This window comes from Sphingomonas jeddahensis, from assembly GCF_001981525.1.
Classification (GTDB): Bacteria; Pseudomonadota; Alphaproteobacteria; order Sphingomonadales; family Sphingomonadaceae; genus Sphingomonas; species Sphingomonas jeddahensis.
On record NZ_MPSB01000002.1, the window covers coordinates 127,171 to 142,923 of the forward strand.

Genomic DNA, 15,753 nt, shown 5'->3' on the forward strand with positions numbered 1-15,753 from the left:
GACGTTCACTTCTCAGCGACTCAACCGGCGATCCACCAGCAGCGACAGCGCCCAGATCGCCAGCCCCCCGAGCGCCAGCCCCATCCCGACCCACCCGGTCGAGGTCCAGCCCAAGCCGGCGCTGATCGCCGCCCCGCCCAGCAACGGCCCCAGCGCATTGGCGACGTTGAACGCCGAATGGTGCAGCGCCGCCGCCAGCATCTGCGCCTCACCCGCCACATCCATCAAGCGGATCTGGAGCACGCTGCCCAGCCCGCCGCTCATGCCGATCAACGTCACGATCATCAGCATCGACCACAATTGCTCCGCCGCGATCGCGTAGATCGCCAGCATTGCCGCCCCAAACGCCAGAGTCAGCCCGGCGGTGGGCATCAGCGCACGATCCGCTCCCCAGGCGCAGATGATCGTGCCCAATGTCATCCCCACGCCGAACAGCGCCAGCGCCACCGGGATCATCCCGGGCGCGCCGGTCACCTCCGTCATCGTCGACGCAAGATAGGTGTAAACGGCAAACAGCCCGCCGAAACCAACCGCCCCCGTCGCCAGCGCCAGCCACACGCGCAGGTTGCGCAGCGCGCCCAACTCCCGCAGCGGGCTCGCCGTGCGATCGGCTGGCGTTCGCGGCGCGAAGAACAGCACCATTACCGCCGTCGCCACCGCCAGCACCGCGACGATCGCGAAACCCCAGCGCCAGCCGAGCGCCCGCCCCACGACATTGGCGAAAGGCACGCCCGCAATGGTGGCGATCGTCAGCCCCAGCATCATGCGCGACACCGCCTGACTTCGCCGTTCATGCGGCACCATCCCCGCGGCCACCAGCGCCCCGACGCCGAAGAACGCGCCATGCGGCAGGCCGCTGAGGAAACGGAACACCAGCATCCAGCCGAAATCCGGCGCCAGTGCCGACAGTGCATTGGCCAGCGCAAAGAAACTCATCAGCCCGATCAGCAGCTTGCGCCGCGACAGCCGCGCGCCGAGCACCGCCAGCAGCGGCGCGCCGACCACCACGCCCAGCGCATAGACGCTGATCGCATGCCCCGCGGTCGGCTCGTCCACGCCCAGCCCGGCGGCAAGCTCGGGCAACAGGCTCATCGACGCGAATTCGGTGGTGCCGATCGCAAACCCGCCCATCGCCAGCGCGAACAGCGCCAGCTTGGTGTTGACCGGCTGTCCGGTCGCGGTGACGGGAAGCGTTGCCACGCTCACCGGTGCACCGCCGATGATGGCGCACCCGCACGCATGCCGCGCCCAAGGCTCGGGATCATATCGTTCTCCGCTGTAAGGATGCAGCCGCTCGTGTTCGACCACTATGTCGCTGAACTCCGCCCATCGGTCGGAGTGACAAGCGGTATTATCGTTATGCTGCGCCGCAAAATCAACGCGTGCAACGCAGCAAGAAATGCAGCGTTGGGCCGCGTCGCCCTCGACATGGCAGACCCAAACGTCGAAAGGCAGCCTTACTGGCCATTCAACAACGTAAAGAGGAACCTCGTGTCCGATCGCATTGCCTGTGCCGCCCTTCGCAGCCGCATCACCGACGCCGACACGGCGGCCGCGCTGATCAGCCCCGGCGAGACGGTCGGCATGAGCGGCTTCACCGGATCGGGTTACCCCAAGGCGGTCCCGCAGGCATTGGCGCGCCGCATGGCTGGCGAAAGCGCCGCCGGCCGCCCGTTCCGCGTCAACCTGTGGACCGGCGCTTCGACCGGCCCGGAGCTCGACGGCGCGCTCGCCGCAGTGGACGGCATCGCCCAGCGTCTGCCCTACAGCTCCGATCCGGTCGCTCGCGAAAAGATCAATCGCGGCGAGATCGACTATCTCGACATGCATCTGAGCCAGGTCGCACCGATGGCCTGGGAAGGCGTGATCGGCACGCTCGACACCGCCGTGATCGAGATCAGCGGCATCCGCCCCGACGGCTCGCTGATCCCCTCATCCTCGGTCGGCAACAACAAGACCTGGCTTGATCGCGCCAGCCGCGTGATCCTTGAGGTCAATCGCTGGCAGAATGCCGCGCTGGAGGGCATGCACGACATTTACTACGGCACGCGCCTGCCACCCGATCGCGTGCCGATCCCGCTGGTCAAGCCCGACGATCGCATCGGCACGCCCTATCTCGCCTGCGACCCCGACAAGATCGTCGCCATCGTGGAAACCGACGCGCCGGATCGTAACCTGCCCTTCGCCGCGCCCGACGCCACCGCGCTGGCCATCGCCGGCCACATCATCGAATTCCTCAGCCATGAGGTGAAGCGCGGCCGCCTGCCCGCCTCGCTGCTGCCGATCCAGTCGGGCGTCGGCAACATCGCCAACGCGGTGCTTTCCGGCCTGGTCGATGCGCCGTTCGACCCGATGACAGCTTATACCGAGGTGATTCAGGACGGGATGCTCGACCTGCTCGATGTCGGTAAGCTGCGCATGGCCTCGGCCACCGCCTTCTCGCTCAGCCCCGCGGCGGCGGAGCGGCTCAACGCCGACATGGCGCATTACGCCAAGCGCATGATCCTGCGCCCGCAGGAGATCAGCAACCACCCCGAGTTGGTCCGCCGCCTCGGCTGCATCGCGATGAACGGCCTGATCGAGGCCGACATCTACGGCAACGTCAATTCGACATTGGTGATGGGATCGCGAATCCAGAACGGCATCGGCGGCTCGGGCGATTTCGCACGCAACGCTTATGTCTCGATCTTCATGACGCCCTCCACGGCAAAAAACGGCAACATTTCCGCCATCGTGCCGCAGGCGAGCCATGTCGATCACATCATGCAGGACGTGCAGGTGATCGTCACCGAACAGGGCCTCGCCGACCTGCGCGGCCTAAGCCCGCAGCAGCGCGCCAAGCTGGTGATCGAGCGCTGCGCCCACCCCGATTACCGGCCTTTGCTCACCGATTATGCCGCCCGCACCCGCGGCGGTTCTTACGGCCTCCACGCCCCCTCGCTGCCGGCCGAGGCCTTGTCCTGGCACCGCCGCTTCATGGAAACGGGCACGATGCTGCCGGGCTGACGAGCGTCCGATCCCACCAATGCTCCGTCACCCCGGCCTTGTGCCGGGGTCCAGTATTCCGCGAACCTAACGGCATGAGAGCACGCGGCACCCTGGATGCTGGGACAAGCCCGGCATGACGTAGGAAGACCCCAGCGCTCACGCGAACACGTCGGCCGCACTCGACCCCAGTGGAACGTCCGCGCCCCCAACCTGTTCGTCTGCGAAGACAAGGGTTTGGGGACACGATGGCGACGACCACCGAAGCAAGCACTGCCGGCCACGACGCGGCAAAGCCATGGGCTATCCCACCGCGCGGCTGGAAGGACGTCGCGATGCGCGCCTGGGCGGAGGCGGGGCAGGACAATATCAGCCTGATCGCCTCGGGCGTCGCCTTCTGCGGCATCCTTGCCATGGTGCCGATGCTCGGCGCTATCGTGCTCAGCTACGGCCTGATCGCGACGCCGGAAACGGTGATCGAGAATGTCCGCTCGATGATGTCCGTCATGCCCGCCGACGCCGCGCGGCTGATCGGCGAGCAGCTCGCCAACATCGTCACCACCTCCGATGGCAAGAAGGGCTTCGGCCTGTTGATCGCACTCGGCATCGCGCTCTACGGCGCGATGAAGGGCGCCACCGCGATCATCACCGCGCTCAACATCGCTTATGACGAGGAGGAAACGCGCGGCTTCGTCAAGCTCAACCTCCTCGCACTCAGCATTACCGCGGCTGGCGTTTTGGGCGTGATCCTGGCGGTGGCGACGATCACCGCGATGAGCTCGCTTGACACGCTCTTTCCGTGGCTCCCGGATATCGTGCTGACGATCGGCCGGATCCTGTCCCACTTGGTCATGGCCGCGGTCGGCGCCGCGGCGGCGGCGACGCTCTACCGCTTCGCCCCCAATCGCCAGCACGCCAAATGGTTGTGGCTCAGCCCCGGTTCTGCGCTTGCCGCATTGTCGTGGGTGCTGATGACCTTCGGCTTCGGCATCTATGTCGCCAATTTCGGCAGCTATGACGCGACCTATGGCTCGCTCGGCGCGGCGGTCGTGCTGCTCACCTGGCTGTACCTGTCAGCCTACGTCCTGCTGCTCGGTGCCGAGTTCAATTGCGAGCTGGAACGCCAGACCGCGTACGACACCACCACCGGCGCCTCGCAGCCGATCGGGCAGCGCGGCGCCTATGCCGCCGACACGGTCGCCACCGGACCGGAGCCGAAGTCAGAAAACAATCCCGGCCAGTCGCCTGCGTCGGCGGCGCCCGCCCCGACACCGTCCGCCACGCCGCCGAGCGTGCGCGCCGAGTTCGCCACCGGTCGCGGCGTCGATCGTGCGCTCCGGATTGCCGGGGTCGGCAAGGCCGGCCTCATCCCCTCGATCCTCGCCACTGGCGGCCTCACCTGCCTCGGCCGCCGCGACCGCGCTGCGCTCGGCGTCGCGCTCCTTGCTGCCTCGGGCGGCCTCAAGTGGATCACCAGCGCCAAACCGGCGGCACAGCGCGAGCAACGTCGTTCGCCCTCCCCCCTCCGGCCGTCACCCTGAACTAGTTGCAGGGTCCACCCGTCCACCAGCCCGATCGCTGCTGTTGGCACGGTGGATGCCGAAAAAAGTTCAGCATGACGTCATTGGGAAGAGCCCTGTCAGCCCTTCTTCAACGCGTCCGGCTTGTGCACCGCTTCCTTGCCGCTCTTGTCGCTCTTCACGCGATATTGCGGCTCGTCCTTGCTTGCCTTGGCGGTATGCCCACCCGCCTTGGTGGTGGAGGTTTCCTTTCGCACTACCTTGCCGTGCGTCTCGCCCTGCGGCGTATCCCATTTCACATGATCGCCGGACTTGAACGTCTTCTCGGTCATTGCACTCTCCATCGGCATGCCGTGCCGATGAAGCCCAACGCCTGACCCCGCGTGCGTCTCCACCGTTCCCCATCCGTTCTTGACCTGCTATGCCGTGCGCGATGGAAGGCGGAGCGACTCGCAAGATCATCCATGTGGATATGGACGCGTTCTTCGCCTCGGTGGAGCAGCGCGACGATCCATCGCTCCGCGGCAAGCCGGTCGCGGTCGGCCATGCCGCCGCGCGCGGGGTGGTGGCGGCCGCCAGCTACGAGGCACGCGCGTTCGGCGTCCGCTCGGCGCTACCCTCGGTCACCGCGCTGCGCCGCTGCCCGGACCTGATCTTCGTTCCCCCGCGGTTCGATGTGTACAAGGCCGTGTCGCGCCAGATTCATGCGATCTTCGCGGATTTCACCCCGCTGATCCAACCGCTGTCACTGGACGAGGCCTATCTCGACGTCACCGAGAACCGCGCCGGCCTTCCCACCGCCTGGGCGACGGCCAAGGCGATCCGCGCGCGTATCCTTGCCGAAACCGGCCTCACCGCCTCCGCCGGCGTGTCGTACAACAAGTTTCTGGCCAAGCTCGCCTCCGACCACCGCAAGCCCAACGGCCAGTTCGCCGTGACGCCCGACATGGGGCCGGCATGGGTCGAGACGCTGCCCGTCGCCCGCTTCCACGGCATCGGCCCGGTCACCGCGGCGAAGATGAAGCGGCTGGGGATCGAGACCGGCGCCGATCTGCGCGCCAAGTCGCTCGCCTTTCTCGAGCAGCATTTCGGCAGTTCGGCCGATTGGTATCACGCCATCGCTCGGGGCGAGGATCACCGCCCGGTCAATCCCCACCGGGTGCGCAAATCGTCAGGCTCGGAGACCACCTTCGGTCGCGATCTCACCGAACCGGCCGAGATCGAGGCCGGCGTGCTGCGCATGGCGGACGATGTCTGGGCTTGGTGCGAGAAGGCTCAGGCGTTTGGCCGCACTGTCACGGTGAAGATCAAGTTTCAGGACTTCCGCCTGATTACTCGGAGCCGCAGCTTCGGCGGGGCGGTCAACGATCGGACGTTGCTCCACCGCACGAGCCTCGAGCTCGTTCGCTCGATCTACCCGGCCGAAACTGGCATCCGCCTGGTCGGCGTCACCGTGTCAAACTTCGAGGCAGCGGAGGAGGTTTCTGCCGCCCTGCCGCTGTTCGACGCGCCACCGCTCGCCACCTCGGCATGATCCTGGCTGGTCAGCGCAGCGCGTCCATCTCGTCGATCGCAGACTCCGCCGACAACTCGAGCACCGTCACTTCTAGGGCCTTGCCTCCAAAATCAGCGCCTTGTTCCAGCGGCTCACGAGCGACTGAGGGCGTGGGACATGATCGCCGTCAACTCCAATCCGCAGCATCCCCGTCGTTGAACTGGGCCACGATGGGCTTCAACGGTGCTGCTCAACTATCCGGTCGGCTGCGGGTAGGAAAAGAACTATGTGGCAGTCGAGTCGATCGTGGGTGGCGCCCACCGGGACGCCGTCACCCTTGATCGGCAGATGGGCGTCAGTGTCGGGCGGGTCGAGGGTGAGCGGACGCTTGCGCGGGTGCGGCGCCGGCTATGCAAGGGAACAAGGTTTAATGACGGAACAGTCGCGCTACGACCGGATCGGCGGCGCGGATGGCGTGCGTGCGGTGGTGGAGCGCTTCTATGACTTGATGGAGCATGAGCCGTTCTATGCCGCGCTGCGGGCGATGCACCAGGCGGACCTTTTCCCGCTGCGCGTGTCGCTCGCCGAGTTCCTGAGCGGATGGCTCGGCGGGCCGCGCATCTGGTTCGATGCGCGGCCCGGAGCCTGCATGATGTCGATCCACCGCGACATGGGCATCACTCGCGAGACGGCCTCGTTGTGGGTGCATGCGATGCGCCGCGCGATGGCCGAGTGCCGCGTCGATCGGACGCTCGGCACGGAGATCCAGCAGGCTTTTCTCCATATGGCAGGCGGGATGATGCGGGAGTGATGCGGGCACTCGCCATTTTGACGCAATCATCCGTGCTCGACATAGGCGCGAATCATGATCGATCCGCCGCAAGCTAGCATCGCCATTTATGATCTAGATCGGACAATCACGAGGCTGCCGACTTGGACACCGTTTCTAGTGTTTGCAGCTCGGCGTATGCATCCGGCGCGACTTTGGTTGTTGCCGGCGATTGGGGTTGCTGTGGCACGCCGGATTGCGGGTCTGATGCATCGCGACCGGCTGAAAGAGGCGATGCATCGTTTGTTGCTAGGTCCGGAAGTGCCGGCGGCGAGGCTGTGCGAAGTCTCAGATGAGTTCGCTGACTGGATCGTCAGCCGTCATCTTCGCCCGGGCGCCGTCGCGCAGCTTGCGGCCGATCGCGCCGAAGGTCGGCGGATCGTCATCGCTACGGCCGCGCACCGCTTCTACGCCGAGCCGATCGCCAGGCGACTGGGAGTGGCAGACTTAATAGCCACTGAAGCGAACCACAATCGGGCGGGAGCCCTCCTGCCGGAGCTCGACGGGCCGAACTGCTATGGCGCGGTGAAGCAGGCGATGATCGCCGCCTGGTTCGCGAGTACGAAACTGGATCGGGCGAACACACACACCCGCTTCTATTCGGATCATGTCAGCGACCGACCGACCTTCGACTGGGTCGATGAGCCGGTCGCCGTGAACCCGCACGCCAAGCTGCGCACGCTGGCGGCAGCGCGGGGGTGGCAGGTGGTGGACTGGGGCCGCTAAGCCGCGCCGAACCGCTCGACGATGGCGGCGGCGGCGCGGCGCGAGGCGGGCTGGTCGGTGCGCGAGAAGGTGGCGGCGAAGGCAGCCTCCTGTGCGGCGCGGTGACGGTCGGGGTCGGTGACGGCGCCATCGAGTGCGGCGGGCAATGCCGCCACCTCGTCGATCACCTCGCCGAGGCGCCAATGCGCGAAATCGGGATCGGCCGCCCAGGCGACGCCGGCCGCGTTGAGGAAGATCGCCGGGCGCGGCCGCGCAATCCACTCGTAGATCTGGCTGCTCGCATCGCCGAGATAGATGTCGGCGGCGCGCGTGTAGGTCATGTCCACCGACGCCTCGCTGCCCATGTCGACGTGGATATGGGGCAGGTCTCGGTATTGGCGTTCGATGTCGCGCCGCCAGTGGACGATGCGATGCTCGACCGAGGCGTGGAGGCGGCGCTTGGCCAGCATCACGTGCGGCGCGACGATTAGGTTGACGCGTGATTGCTGCGCGAACCAGGCGAGCACGTCCTTGCCCATCGTGTACCAGGACGACAGTTTCGGATCGAAATGCGGGTTGTAGAGGACGGTGGGGCGATCGTTCGCGAACAGCCGCGTCGGGGGCGCTTCATCGATCGTGTCGAATTTCGGATAGCCAATGATCGCGTGGTTTTCCAGCTTGATGAGGCCGGCGGCGAGCATCCGATCGCGCACCTTGGCGCCGGAGAGCAGGACGAGATCGAAACCACGCATCACCGGCCGGAAGCCGACCGAGCGGTCGCCAGCGCCGTGCGGGATCCAGACGAACCTAGGGCCGGTAAGGCCGAAGCGGTCGCGCAGCAGGAGCGAGGTCGTCTCGGGCACCACGAGCACGTCGAGCGCGGCGAAGGCGGGCAGATTCTCGCGCAGAGTGGCGACGCGGCGAAAGGGCGCGACGAAGCGCAGGGTCCGATCGAGCGCCTCGGCGAGACGGCCGATCCTGAGCCGGACGAAATGGACCTGCTCGGCGGCGGGGCCGAGCAAGGCGCGGACATGCGCCTCCTGCTCGGGCGAGGAGGTCAGCACCACCGCCTGGACACCAGGAAAGCGCACGATCTCCGCTATGACGGGCGCGGTGTGGCGGATCTGGTGCAGCGCGTCATGATTGAAGAGGAAGCCGACCTTCATGCCCGCGCCTCCTTGGTGAGGAAGGCGATCACGGCCTCGACGGCACGGGATGCCGCGCCGGGGGTAGTGTCACCGAGGCTTGCCGCCGCCATCGCCGCCTGCCGTTCGCGATAGAGCGCGTGGCGCGCCGGCGCGGCACGGATCACGTCCATCAGGTCGGCGGGATCGTCCACCACATCGCCCAAGTGCCAATGCGCGAAGCTGGGATCGTCGCGCCAGTCGATCCCGTGCGCGTTGAGGAAGACGCAGGGGCGCGGGACGGTGAGGAATTCATACACCTGGCTGCTGACGTCGCCGACATAGATGTCCGCCGCGGCGGCATAGCTCATGTCGACCGAGCGATCGGAGCCTGGATCGACCAGCACGTTGCCGGTGCTGCGCGCGCGCCAGCGCACCCGCAGCGCCTCGCTGCGGCGGCGGAACAGCTTCACATGCGGGGCGACGATCAGGTTCATCGACCGGTCCGCAGCGAAGCCGGCGAGCATCGGTTCGATGAAGCGGTGCCACGATGTCAGCTTCGGTTCCTTGTGCGCATTGTACAGCACGGTCGCGCGCGGCGCGTCGAAGGGCAGCGCGGTGGTGCGCGCGATCCGATCCGCCGTGTCGAGTTTCACCGACCCGGTCAGCGCATAGCCGCCGTCGCGGATCATGCCGGCATCCAGCATGCGCGCCGCCGTCTTCTCCCCGGCGAGCAGCACCAGATCGAAGATGGCGATCTCGGGTACGAAGCCGCGCGCTCGATCGCCGACGCCGTGCGGATAATAGATCAGCTTGGGCCTTGTGATGCCCAGGCGGCGAAGCGCCGCCGCCGTGTCTTCGACGGCGATGATCGCGTCATAGCCGTTCAGCTCCGCGATGTTGTCGCGCATCACCAGCGTCTTGAACATGCCCAGGCGTCCCAACCCGCGCTGCAAGGCGCGGGTCAGCGGCGATTTGTGCAACGCGCGCGACTCGATCGCTGGGCCGCCCCAGGCCTGCGCGATACGTGCAAGATGATGCGGCGTTTCGGGATCGTTGTAGTAATCGACCACTGTCCAGCCGGTGCGGCGCGCCAGTTCGTGCGCGATCCCTGCGCCGTGGTAGCACTGATAGGCTTCTGCGATATAAAGGAAGGCGATCCGCATCCGCCTGCCCCATAGCGCGGCCGCGATTGGAAGATAGCCGTTGACGCCCCCCACAGACGCAATCACCCCATTTCGCCGCGCGCTGCGCAATGTCGGCTGGCTGCTGACCGGCAAGGGCCTCGCCGCGGTGCTGAGCATCGTCTATCTGGCGCTCGCCACCCGCTCACTCGGCGTGCAGCAGTTCGGCCTGTTCACGCTGATCCTCAGCACCGCGCAGGCGGTATCGACGCTGGTCGCCTCGGACACGTGGCAGATCGTGGTGCGGTTCGGCATGCCGCATCGCGAGGCGGGACGGCAGGATTCGCTGGGGCGGCTGATCTGTTTCTGCCTGGCGCTGGACGTAGGCGGGGCGCTGATCGGCATTGGGATCGCGGGCGTGGCGCTGTGGCTGATGCAGGGGCATTTCGGCTGGTCGGCGACGCTGGTGCGTGAAGCCTTTGCTTTTTCGGTCGTGCTGCTGCTGTCGGTGCGATCGACCGCGGTCGGCGTGCTTCGCCTGCACGATCGCTTCGCGCTGGGCGCCGGCGCGGATTCGGTGACGTCGATCGTGCGGTTCACCGGCGCGGTTATCGCGGTGTGGCAGCAGGCGACGCTGACCGGTTTCCTGCTCGCCTGGGCGGCGGCCGAGGTGCTGACCGCCTTGGGTTACTGGATCGCGGCGCTGCGGGTGGCGCCGGGCACGATGCGGGGCTGGCGTGGCGCAATGGCGGCGTCGCGGGAGAATGCCGGTATCTGGCAGTTCACCTTCGTCACCAATCTGAACGCAACGCTGAACGCCGCCAGCCGGCAGTTCGTCGTCGTGCTGGTCGGCTTGCTGACCGGGGCGGCGGCGGCGGGCAATTACCGGCTGGCCTATCAGCTTAGCCAGTCGCTGGTGCGGCTGGCGGACATGTTCGCGCGCGGTGTCTTTCCCGAAGTGACCCGCGCGCATGCCGCGGCGCGGATGGGTGAGTTGCGCACGCTGATGCGACAGTCCGCGCGGCTGGCGGTCGGCGTCGGGCTGGCGACGTGCCTGCTCGTGCCGCTGCTGGGCTGGCCGGCGCTCCATCTGATCGCGGGCGAGGCGTATCTGGGTGCCTATCCGATCCTGATCCTGCTCGGCCTTGCCGCGGGGCTCGACATCATGGCGGTGGGGTTCGAGCCGGTGCTGCTGGGCACGGGCCATGCCACGCGAGCGTTGCGCATCCGCGTGGCGGCGGTGGTGGTGCTGTTCGGCGGGGTGGTCCTGCTGATGCCGAGTTTCGGGGTAATGGGCGCCGGCGCAGCGTCGCTGATCGCCTCCGCCGTGGCGCTGATCGCGTTGGTGCGCAGTGCTTATGTGGTGACGCGGTTGGGCGAGCGAGGGTGAGCCAGCCGCTGGATTGAATCAGGTCGCAAGGGAGAGGCGGCGGTTTGATCTCGGGCGTTCCGCCTCTCGCCCCCGCCGTTCACGCTTCGCACTGCCACCTCCCCCTCGCGCGGAGGATGAAGTTTGCGGCCAGAAAGGGTCCGTTTCATCTTCGGCGACGGACTGGTCGCAATTTCGCCGCATCTGCTGGCAATTAGCCGATGATCCACATAAATCCTCTTTGTGACAGGTTCGTGAGGGCGTCGTGACAATTCATGTTCAAATGGGCGCCGCTCTCCATCCCAAGATGGGCGTGGGCGCGGATCTGCTCCACGGCCTGCGCCCGTCACGAGTGGCGCCGGTGCCCAGCCCGTCGTTCCGTTTCGCTACGGGCGCGGCACGGGTCGGGATCATCAGCAATCCGCGCAGCCGCCGCAACTGGACGGTCGATCTGGAGCTCAAGATCGGCCCGGGCGTGCTGGCCGCGGCGCCGACCACCAATGCGCAGTTGGTCGAGACGCTGCAGTCTTTTGCCAAGCACCGGCTGGAACTGCTGGTGATCGATGGCGGCGACGGCACCGTGCGCGACGTGTTGAGCGCCGCGGCCGCGATTTATGGCGACAACCTGCCGCCGCTGGCGCTGCTGCCGTCGGGCAAGACCAATGCGCTGGCCTTAGACCTCGGCATTCCGCTGGGCTGGTCGCTGGAGGATGCCGTGACCGCGCACAGCACCGGCCGGGTCCAGACGCGCGCGCCGATCGACGTTCGCCGCGACGACGGGGATGGTCCGCTGCGCGGATTCATCTTCGGGGCCGGCGGTTTCGTGCTGGCGACCGAACTGGCGCAGGGAACGCACCGCTTCGGCGCAATCGACGGGCTTGCGGTGGGATTATCGCTGGTCGGCGCGATCGCGCAAACGTGCTTTGGCGGATCAGCCAATCGCTGGCGCGCGGGTGAGCGGGTCGAGATTTTCAACCACGCCACGGGCGAAACCAGCGTTCGCGAGCTATACCTGCTGCTCGGCTCCACGCTGCAGCGGCTGCCGCTGGGCATCAAGCCGCTGGGCACGACGAGCAGCGGCCTGGACGTGCTGGCGGTCGATTCGCCGCCGCGGATGCTGCCGGTAGCCGCCGCCGCAGTCGTGATGGGCAAGGAAGGTTCATGGCTGGAGCGGATGGGCTATCACCATGGCCACGACATCCCGCCGGTGCGGCTGACGCTGAAACGCGGCTTCATCCTTGACGGCGAGCTGTTCCCTGGCGGCACGATCGACGTACGCACGGGCGCGCCAATCCGGTTCGTGACGCCGTGACCGCACTAACGAGTTTCATCGCTGGCGAGCTGAATCGCCCGGTGCCGCCTGAGGTGGTGCATGCCGGGCGCGTGATAGCCGGGCGGCTCGGCGGGGTGGCGGTGCTGTTCTACGGCTCCGTGCTGCGCACCGGAGATCTTGACGGCTTGCTCGATTTCTACGTGCTGCGCGACGGCAGCCAGGCAGGCGGCGCGATCGGCCGGCTGCTGTGGCCGGACGTCAGCTATCATGAGGTCAACATCGGCGGCGAGCTGATCCGCGCCAAGGTGGCTTCCATGCCGCTGGAAACGTTTCAGCGCGCGGCGAGCGGCACGACGCTCGACACGACGATCTGGGCGCGCTTCGTCCAGCCTGCGGCGTTGGTGTGGGCCAAGGGCGCCGTGGCCCGGCAGCGGACAATCGACGCGGTGGCCACCGCCGCCGTGACGGCGGCGAGCTTTGCCGCGCTGCATGGTCCCGAGCAGGGCGATGCCAATGCCTTCTGGCGCGCCTTGTTCCGCGCAACCTATGCCGCAGAGCTGCGCGTCGAGGCGCCGGGACGCGAGGACCAGATCCTGAGCTACGATCGGGCCCGCTATGACACGCTGCTGCCGCTGGCCTGGCATGCGGCCGGCGTGGACTTCGCCATGGGTGAGAACACGCTCTCTCCGCGGCTTTCTGACGAGCGGGTGATTGAACTCGCCAATGCTTGGTTGACCCTGGAGAATGCCGGCAAGCGGCTCAACCTCGCGCGGTTGCTGAAGGCAGCATTCACCTTCAACGGCGCAACGCGCTATGCGGCCTGGAAGATCGAGCGGCACACGGGCCTGCGCGTGCCGGTGACGCCGTTTCGGGAACGACACCCGATCATGGCCGCGCCGGGCGTGCTGTGGCAATTGTGGCGGCACATGGTGCTGCGGTGATGCCGAATGCGTTGGTGCTGGCGGGATCGCGCGGCGGCACCGATCCGGTCGCGGATTATGCCGGGGTGTCCGACAAGGCGCTGATTCCGCTGGGCGGGCAGACGATGCTCGCGCGGGTGATCGGGGCATTGCACGAGGCCGGGATCGGGCGGGTAGCGGTGGCCGCCAATGCACCCGCGGTGGTGGCTGAGGCGAGGCAGCATGGGGCGCAACCCCTCGCTGCTGCCGCAGGGCCGAGCGCCAGCACCGCCGACGCGCTGGCGATGCTTGGCGCGCCGCTGCTCGTCACCACTGCGGATCATGCCTTGTTACGCGCGGATTGGGTGCGCGACTTCGTGGCGCGGGTGCCGACGGGCGCGGACGTGGCGGTGCTGCTGGCACGGTGCGAGGCGATCGAGCGAGCGGCACCGGGTTCGCGGCGCACCTATCTTCGCTTTGCCGATGGCAATTGGTCCGGCTGCAACCTTTTCCTGTTGGCGACGCCGAAGGCCGAAGCCGCGGTGCGGCTGTGGCAATCGGTGGAGCGCGATCGCAAGCGGCCGTGGCGGATTGTGGGGCGGTTGGGGCCGGGGCTGCTGCTGCGCTATCTGTTCGGTCGCCTGTCGCTGGCGGAGGCGATCGCTAGTCTGGGCCGGCGGGTGGGCGTGACCGCGGTAGTAATCGAGGCAAGCGACGGGCTGGCTGCGGTGGACGTCGACAAGCCGTCTGACCTCGATTTCGTGCGGGAACGGGCAGAATTGGACGCTTTGGGGTGAACTGAACCGGGCCGCGGCTGTTCTGACAGGGACACAGCGAGCGAGGCCCTATGTCGATGATTACCGAGCGGGCCGAGGCCTTGCATCACACGGCGGGACGCGAAAGCGGCAAACGCGTCGCCGCAACGCCGATCGCCACCCTCCCCTTGCAGCTGACGATCAACGGCGAAGAGCGCGCGCTCCAGGTCGAGCCGTGGACCACGCTGCTCGACCTGCTCCGCGAGAAGCTCGACCTCACCGGATCGAAAAAGGGATGCGACCATGGTCAGTGCGGCGCGTGTACCGTCCTGATCGATGGGAAGCGGATCAATTCCTGCTTGAAGCTGGCGGTGACGCTGGACGGTGCCGAGATCACCACGATCGAGGGGCTGGGGCAGCCCGGCAACCTTCATCAGCTGCAGGCCGCATTCATCGAGCATGACGCCTTCCAGTGCGGCTATTGCACGCCGGGGCAGATCTGCTCCGCGCAGGGGCTGATCAACGAAGGCCATGCGCACAGCCGCGCGGAGGTGCGCGAGCAGATGAGCGGCAATTTGTGCCGCTGCGGCGCCTACACCAACATCGCCGACGCAGTGATCGAGGTGCTCGATCGTCGGGCGAACGGGGAGAAGCAGGAATGATCCGCTTCGATTATTCGCGACCGAGTGGGGTTAACGAGGCGGTTCAGGCGGGTGCCGGCGCGCAAGTCGCCTATCTCGCCGGGGGCACGAACCTCGTTGACCTGATGAAGGAGAATGTCGCGCGGCCACTGCACGTCGTCGACATCAACCGACTACCGCTCGATGCGATCGAAGAGATGGATGGCGGCGGGCTGCGGCTCGGCGCGCTCGTGACCAATGCCGATACCGCTTACGACGAGCGGGTGCAGCGGCGCTATCCGTTGCTGTCCTCGGCGATCCTGGCGGGTGCCTCGCCGCAGCTGCGCAATGCCGCGACCAACGGCGGCAACCTGAACCAGCGGACGCGCTGCTATTATTTCTACGACGTCGATACGCCGTGCAACAAGCGCAATCCCGGCGAGGGCTGCGGGGCGATCGGCGGGGTGAACCGGATCCATGCGATCCTGGGGACCAGCGATCATTGCATCGCCACGCACCCGTCCGACATGTGCGTGGCGCTGGCGGCGCTGAATGCCGACATCCACGTGACTGGGCCGGCGGGCGAGCGGGTGATCCCGATCGGGGAGTATCACCGCCTGCCCGGCGACGAGCCGTGGCGCGACAACACGCTGAAAACCGGCGAGCTCGTCACAGCGATCGACCTTCCGGCGGAGGATTTCGCCAGCCACTACACCTATCTGAAGCTGCGCGACAGACTATCCTATGCTTTCGCGCTCGTGTCAGTGGCAGTGGCGATGCGGATTGAGGATGGCGCGATCACCGAGGCGCGGGTGGCGCTGGGCGGGGTGGCGCACAAGCCGTGGCGCTCGCCGTCGGCGGAGGAGTTGCTGGTCGGCGAAGCGCCGGGCGACGCGATCTTCGCAACGGTCGCCGGCGCGATCCTGGAAGGCGCGCAGGGCCAGGGCGACAATGACTTCAAGATCGACCTGGCGCGCCGCGCGATCGTCCGCGCGTTGCACCAGGCCGCGAACGGTACGCCGCAATCGCAAACCGACAAACGCATCGCCTGAGGA

At 67.1% G+C, this 15,753-nt stretch carries 15 protein-coding genes; 11 read left to right on the forward strand and 4 right to left on the reverse strand.

Features of this window, described 5'->3' with window-relative positions:
* Positions 1 to 12 precede the first annotated feature (12 nt).
* Positions 13 to 1,131, reverse strand: a complete 1,119-nt coding sequence (locus SPHI_RS02615) for an MFS transporter (protein ID WP_083719736.1) — start codon at positions 1,129 to 1,131, stop codon at positions 13 to 15.
* Between the two features lie 360 nt (positions 1,132 to 1,491).
* Here SPHI_RS02615 and SPHI_RS02620 point away from each other — a divergent pair, with 360 nt between their 5' ends.
* The gene (locus tag SPHI_RS02620; protein WP_076743579.1) at positions 1,492 to 3,006 is read left to right on the forward strand and encodes an acetyl-CoA hydrolase/transferase family protein; all 1,515 of its coding nucleotides are present in this window, start codon (positions 1,492 to 1,494) and stop codon (positions 3,004 to 3,006) included.
* Positions 3,007 to 3,233: 227 nt separating this feature from the next.
* Complete coding sequence (locus tag SPHI_RS02625; protein ID WP_083719662.1) at positions 3,234 to 4,526, forward strand: YihY/virulence factor BrkB family protein; 1,293 nt, start codon at positions 3,234 to 3,236, stop codon at positions 4,524 to 4,526.
* A gap of 98 nt (positions 4,527 to 4,624) precedes the next feature.
* On the opposite strand, the gene SPHI_RS02630 is transcribed toward SPHI_RS02625, so the two are convergent.
* Positions 4,625 to 4,837 (reverse strand): hypervirulence associated TUDOR domain-containing protein, encoded by a 213-nt coding sequence (locus tag SPHI_RS02630; protein ID WP_076743349.1) that lies wholly within the window; start codon positions 4,835 to 4,837, stop codon positions 4,625 to 4,627.
* 101 nt (positions 4,838 to 4,938) lie between these two features.
* Between SPHI_RS02630 and dinB the strand changes: the two genes are divergently transcribed.
* The 3 genes from dinB to SPHI_RS02645 all read left to right on the forward strand — a co-directional run bounded on the left by dinB (position 4,939) and on the right by SPHI_RS02645 (position 7,555).
* A complete protein-coding gene (gene dinB / locus SPHI_RS02635; RefSeq protein ID WP_076743350.1) occupies positions 4,939 to 6,039 on the forward strand; it encodes a DNA polymerase IV in 1,101 nt (366 codons plus the stop codon).
* A 391-nt stretch (positions 6,040 to 6,430) separates the two neighbouring features.
* A complete protein-coding gene (locus SPHI_RS02640; protein WP_076743351.1) occupies positions 6,431 to 6,811 on the forward strand; it encodes a group II truncated hemoglobin in 381 nt (126 codons plus the stop codon).
* Between the two features lie 54 nt (positions 6,812 to 6,865).
* The gene (locus SPHI_RS02645) at positions 6,866 to 7,555 is read left to right on the forward strand and encodes an HAD family hydrolase (protein WP_076743352.1); all 690 of its coding nucleotides are present in this window, start codon (positions 6,866 to 6,868) and stop codon (positions 7,553 to 7,555) included.
* On the opposite strand, the gene SPHI_RS02650 is transcribed toward SPHI_RS02645, so the two are convergent.
* Positions 7,552 to 8,700, reverse strand: coding sequence for a hypothetical protein (locus SPHI_RS02650; protein ID WP_076743353.1), 1,149 nt, complete (start codon positions 8,698 to 8,700; stop codon positions 7,552 to 7,554). The two genes, SPHI_RS02645 and SPHI_RS02650, sit on opposite strands and share 4 nt — an antisense overlap.
* Positions 8,697 to 9,824 carry a hypothetical protein gene (locus SPHI_RS02655; RefSeq protein WP_076743581.1) on the reverse strand — a complete coding sequence of 376 codons (1,128 nt, stop codon included), beginning with the start codon at positions 9,822 to 9,824 and terminating at the stop codon, positions 8,697 to 8,699. Before SPHI_RS02655 ends, SPHI_RS02650 begins: the two co-directional genes overlap by 4 nt.
* A 40-nt stretch (positions 9,825 to 9,864) precedes the next feature.
* Here SPHI_RS02655 and SPHI_RS02660 point away from each other — a divergent pair, with 40 nt between their 5' ends.
* The 6 genes from SPHI_RS02660 (at position 9,865) to SPHI_RS02685 (ending at position 15,750) form a co-directional block, all read left to right on the forward strand.
* Positions 9,865 to 11,172 (forward strand): lipopolysaccharide biosynthesis protein, encoded by a 1,308-nt coding sequence (locus SPHI_RS02660; protein WP_083719665.1) that lies wholly within the window; start codon positions 9,865 to 9,867, stop codon positions 11,170 to 11,172.
* 262 nt (positions 11,173 to 11,434) lie between these two features.
* The gene (locus SPHI_RS02665; RefSeq protein ID WP_083719668.1) at positions 11,435 to 12,463 is read left to right on the forward strand and encodes a diacylglycerol/lipid kinase family protein; all 1,029 of its coding nucleotides are present in this window, start codon (positions 11,435 to 11,437) and stop codon (positions 12,461 to 12,463) included.
* Entirely contained in the window at positions 12,460 to 13,365 is a 906-nt protein-coding gene (locus SPHI_RS02670; RefSeq protein WP_076743354.1) for a hypothetical protein, read from the forward strand. The genes SPHI_RS02665 and SPHI_RS02670 overlap by 4 nt, the downstream gene beginning before the upstream one ends.
* Positions 13,365 to 14,120, forward strand: a complete 756-nt coding sequence (locus SPHI_RS02675) for an NTP transferase domain-containing protein (protein WP_076743355.1) — start codon at positions 13,365 to 13,367, stop codon at positions 14,118 to 14,120. The genes SPHI_RS02670 and SPHI_RS02675 overlap by 1 nt, the downstream gene beginning before the upstream one ends.
* A 50-nt stretch (positions 14,121 to 14,170) precedes the next feature.
* Positions 14,171 to 14,740, forward strand: coding sequence for a (2Fe-2S)-binding protein (locus SPHI_RS02680; RefSeq protein WP_198927802.1), 570 nt, complete (start codon positions 14,171 to 14,173; stop codon positions 14,738 to 14,740).
* Positions 14,737 to 15,750 carry an FAD binding domain-containing protein gene (locus SPHI_RS02685; protein ID WP_076743356.1) on the forward strand — a complete coding sequence of 338 codons (1,014 nt, stop codon included), beginning with the start codon at positions 14,737 to 14,739 and terminating at the stop codon, positions 15,748 to 15,750. The genes SPHI_RS02680 and SPHI_RS02685 overlap by 4 nt, the downstream gene beginning before the upstream one ends.
* Positions 15,751 to 15,753: the final 3 nt, after the last annotated feature.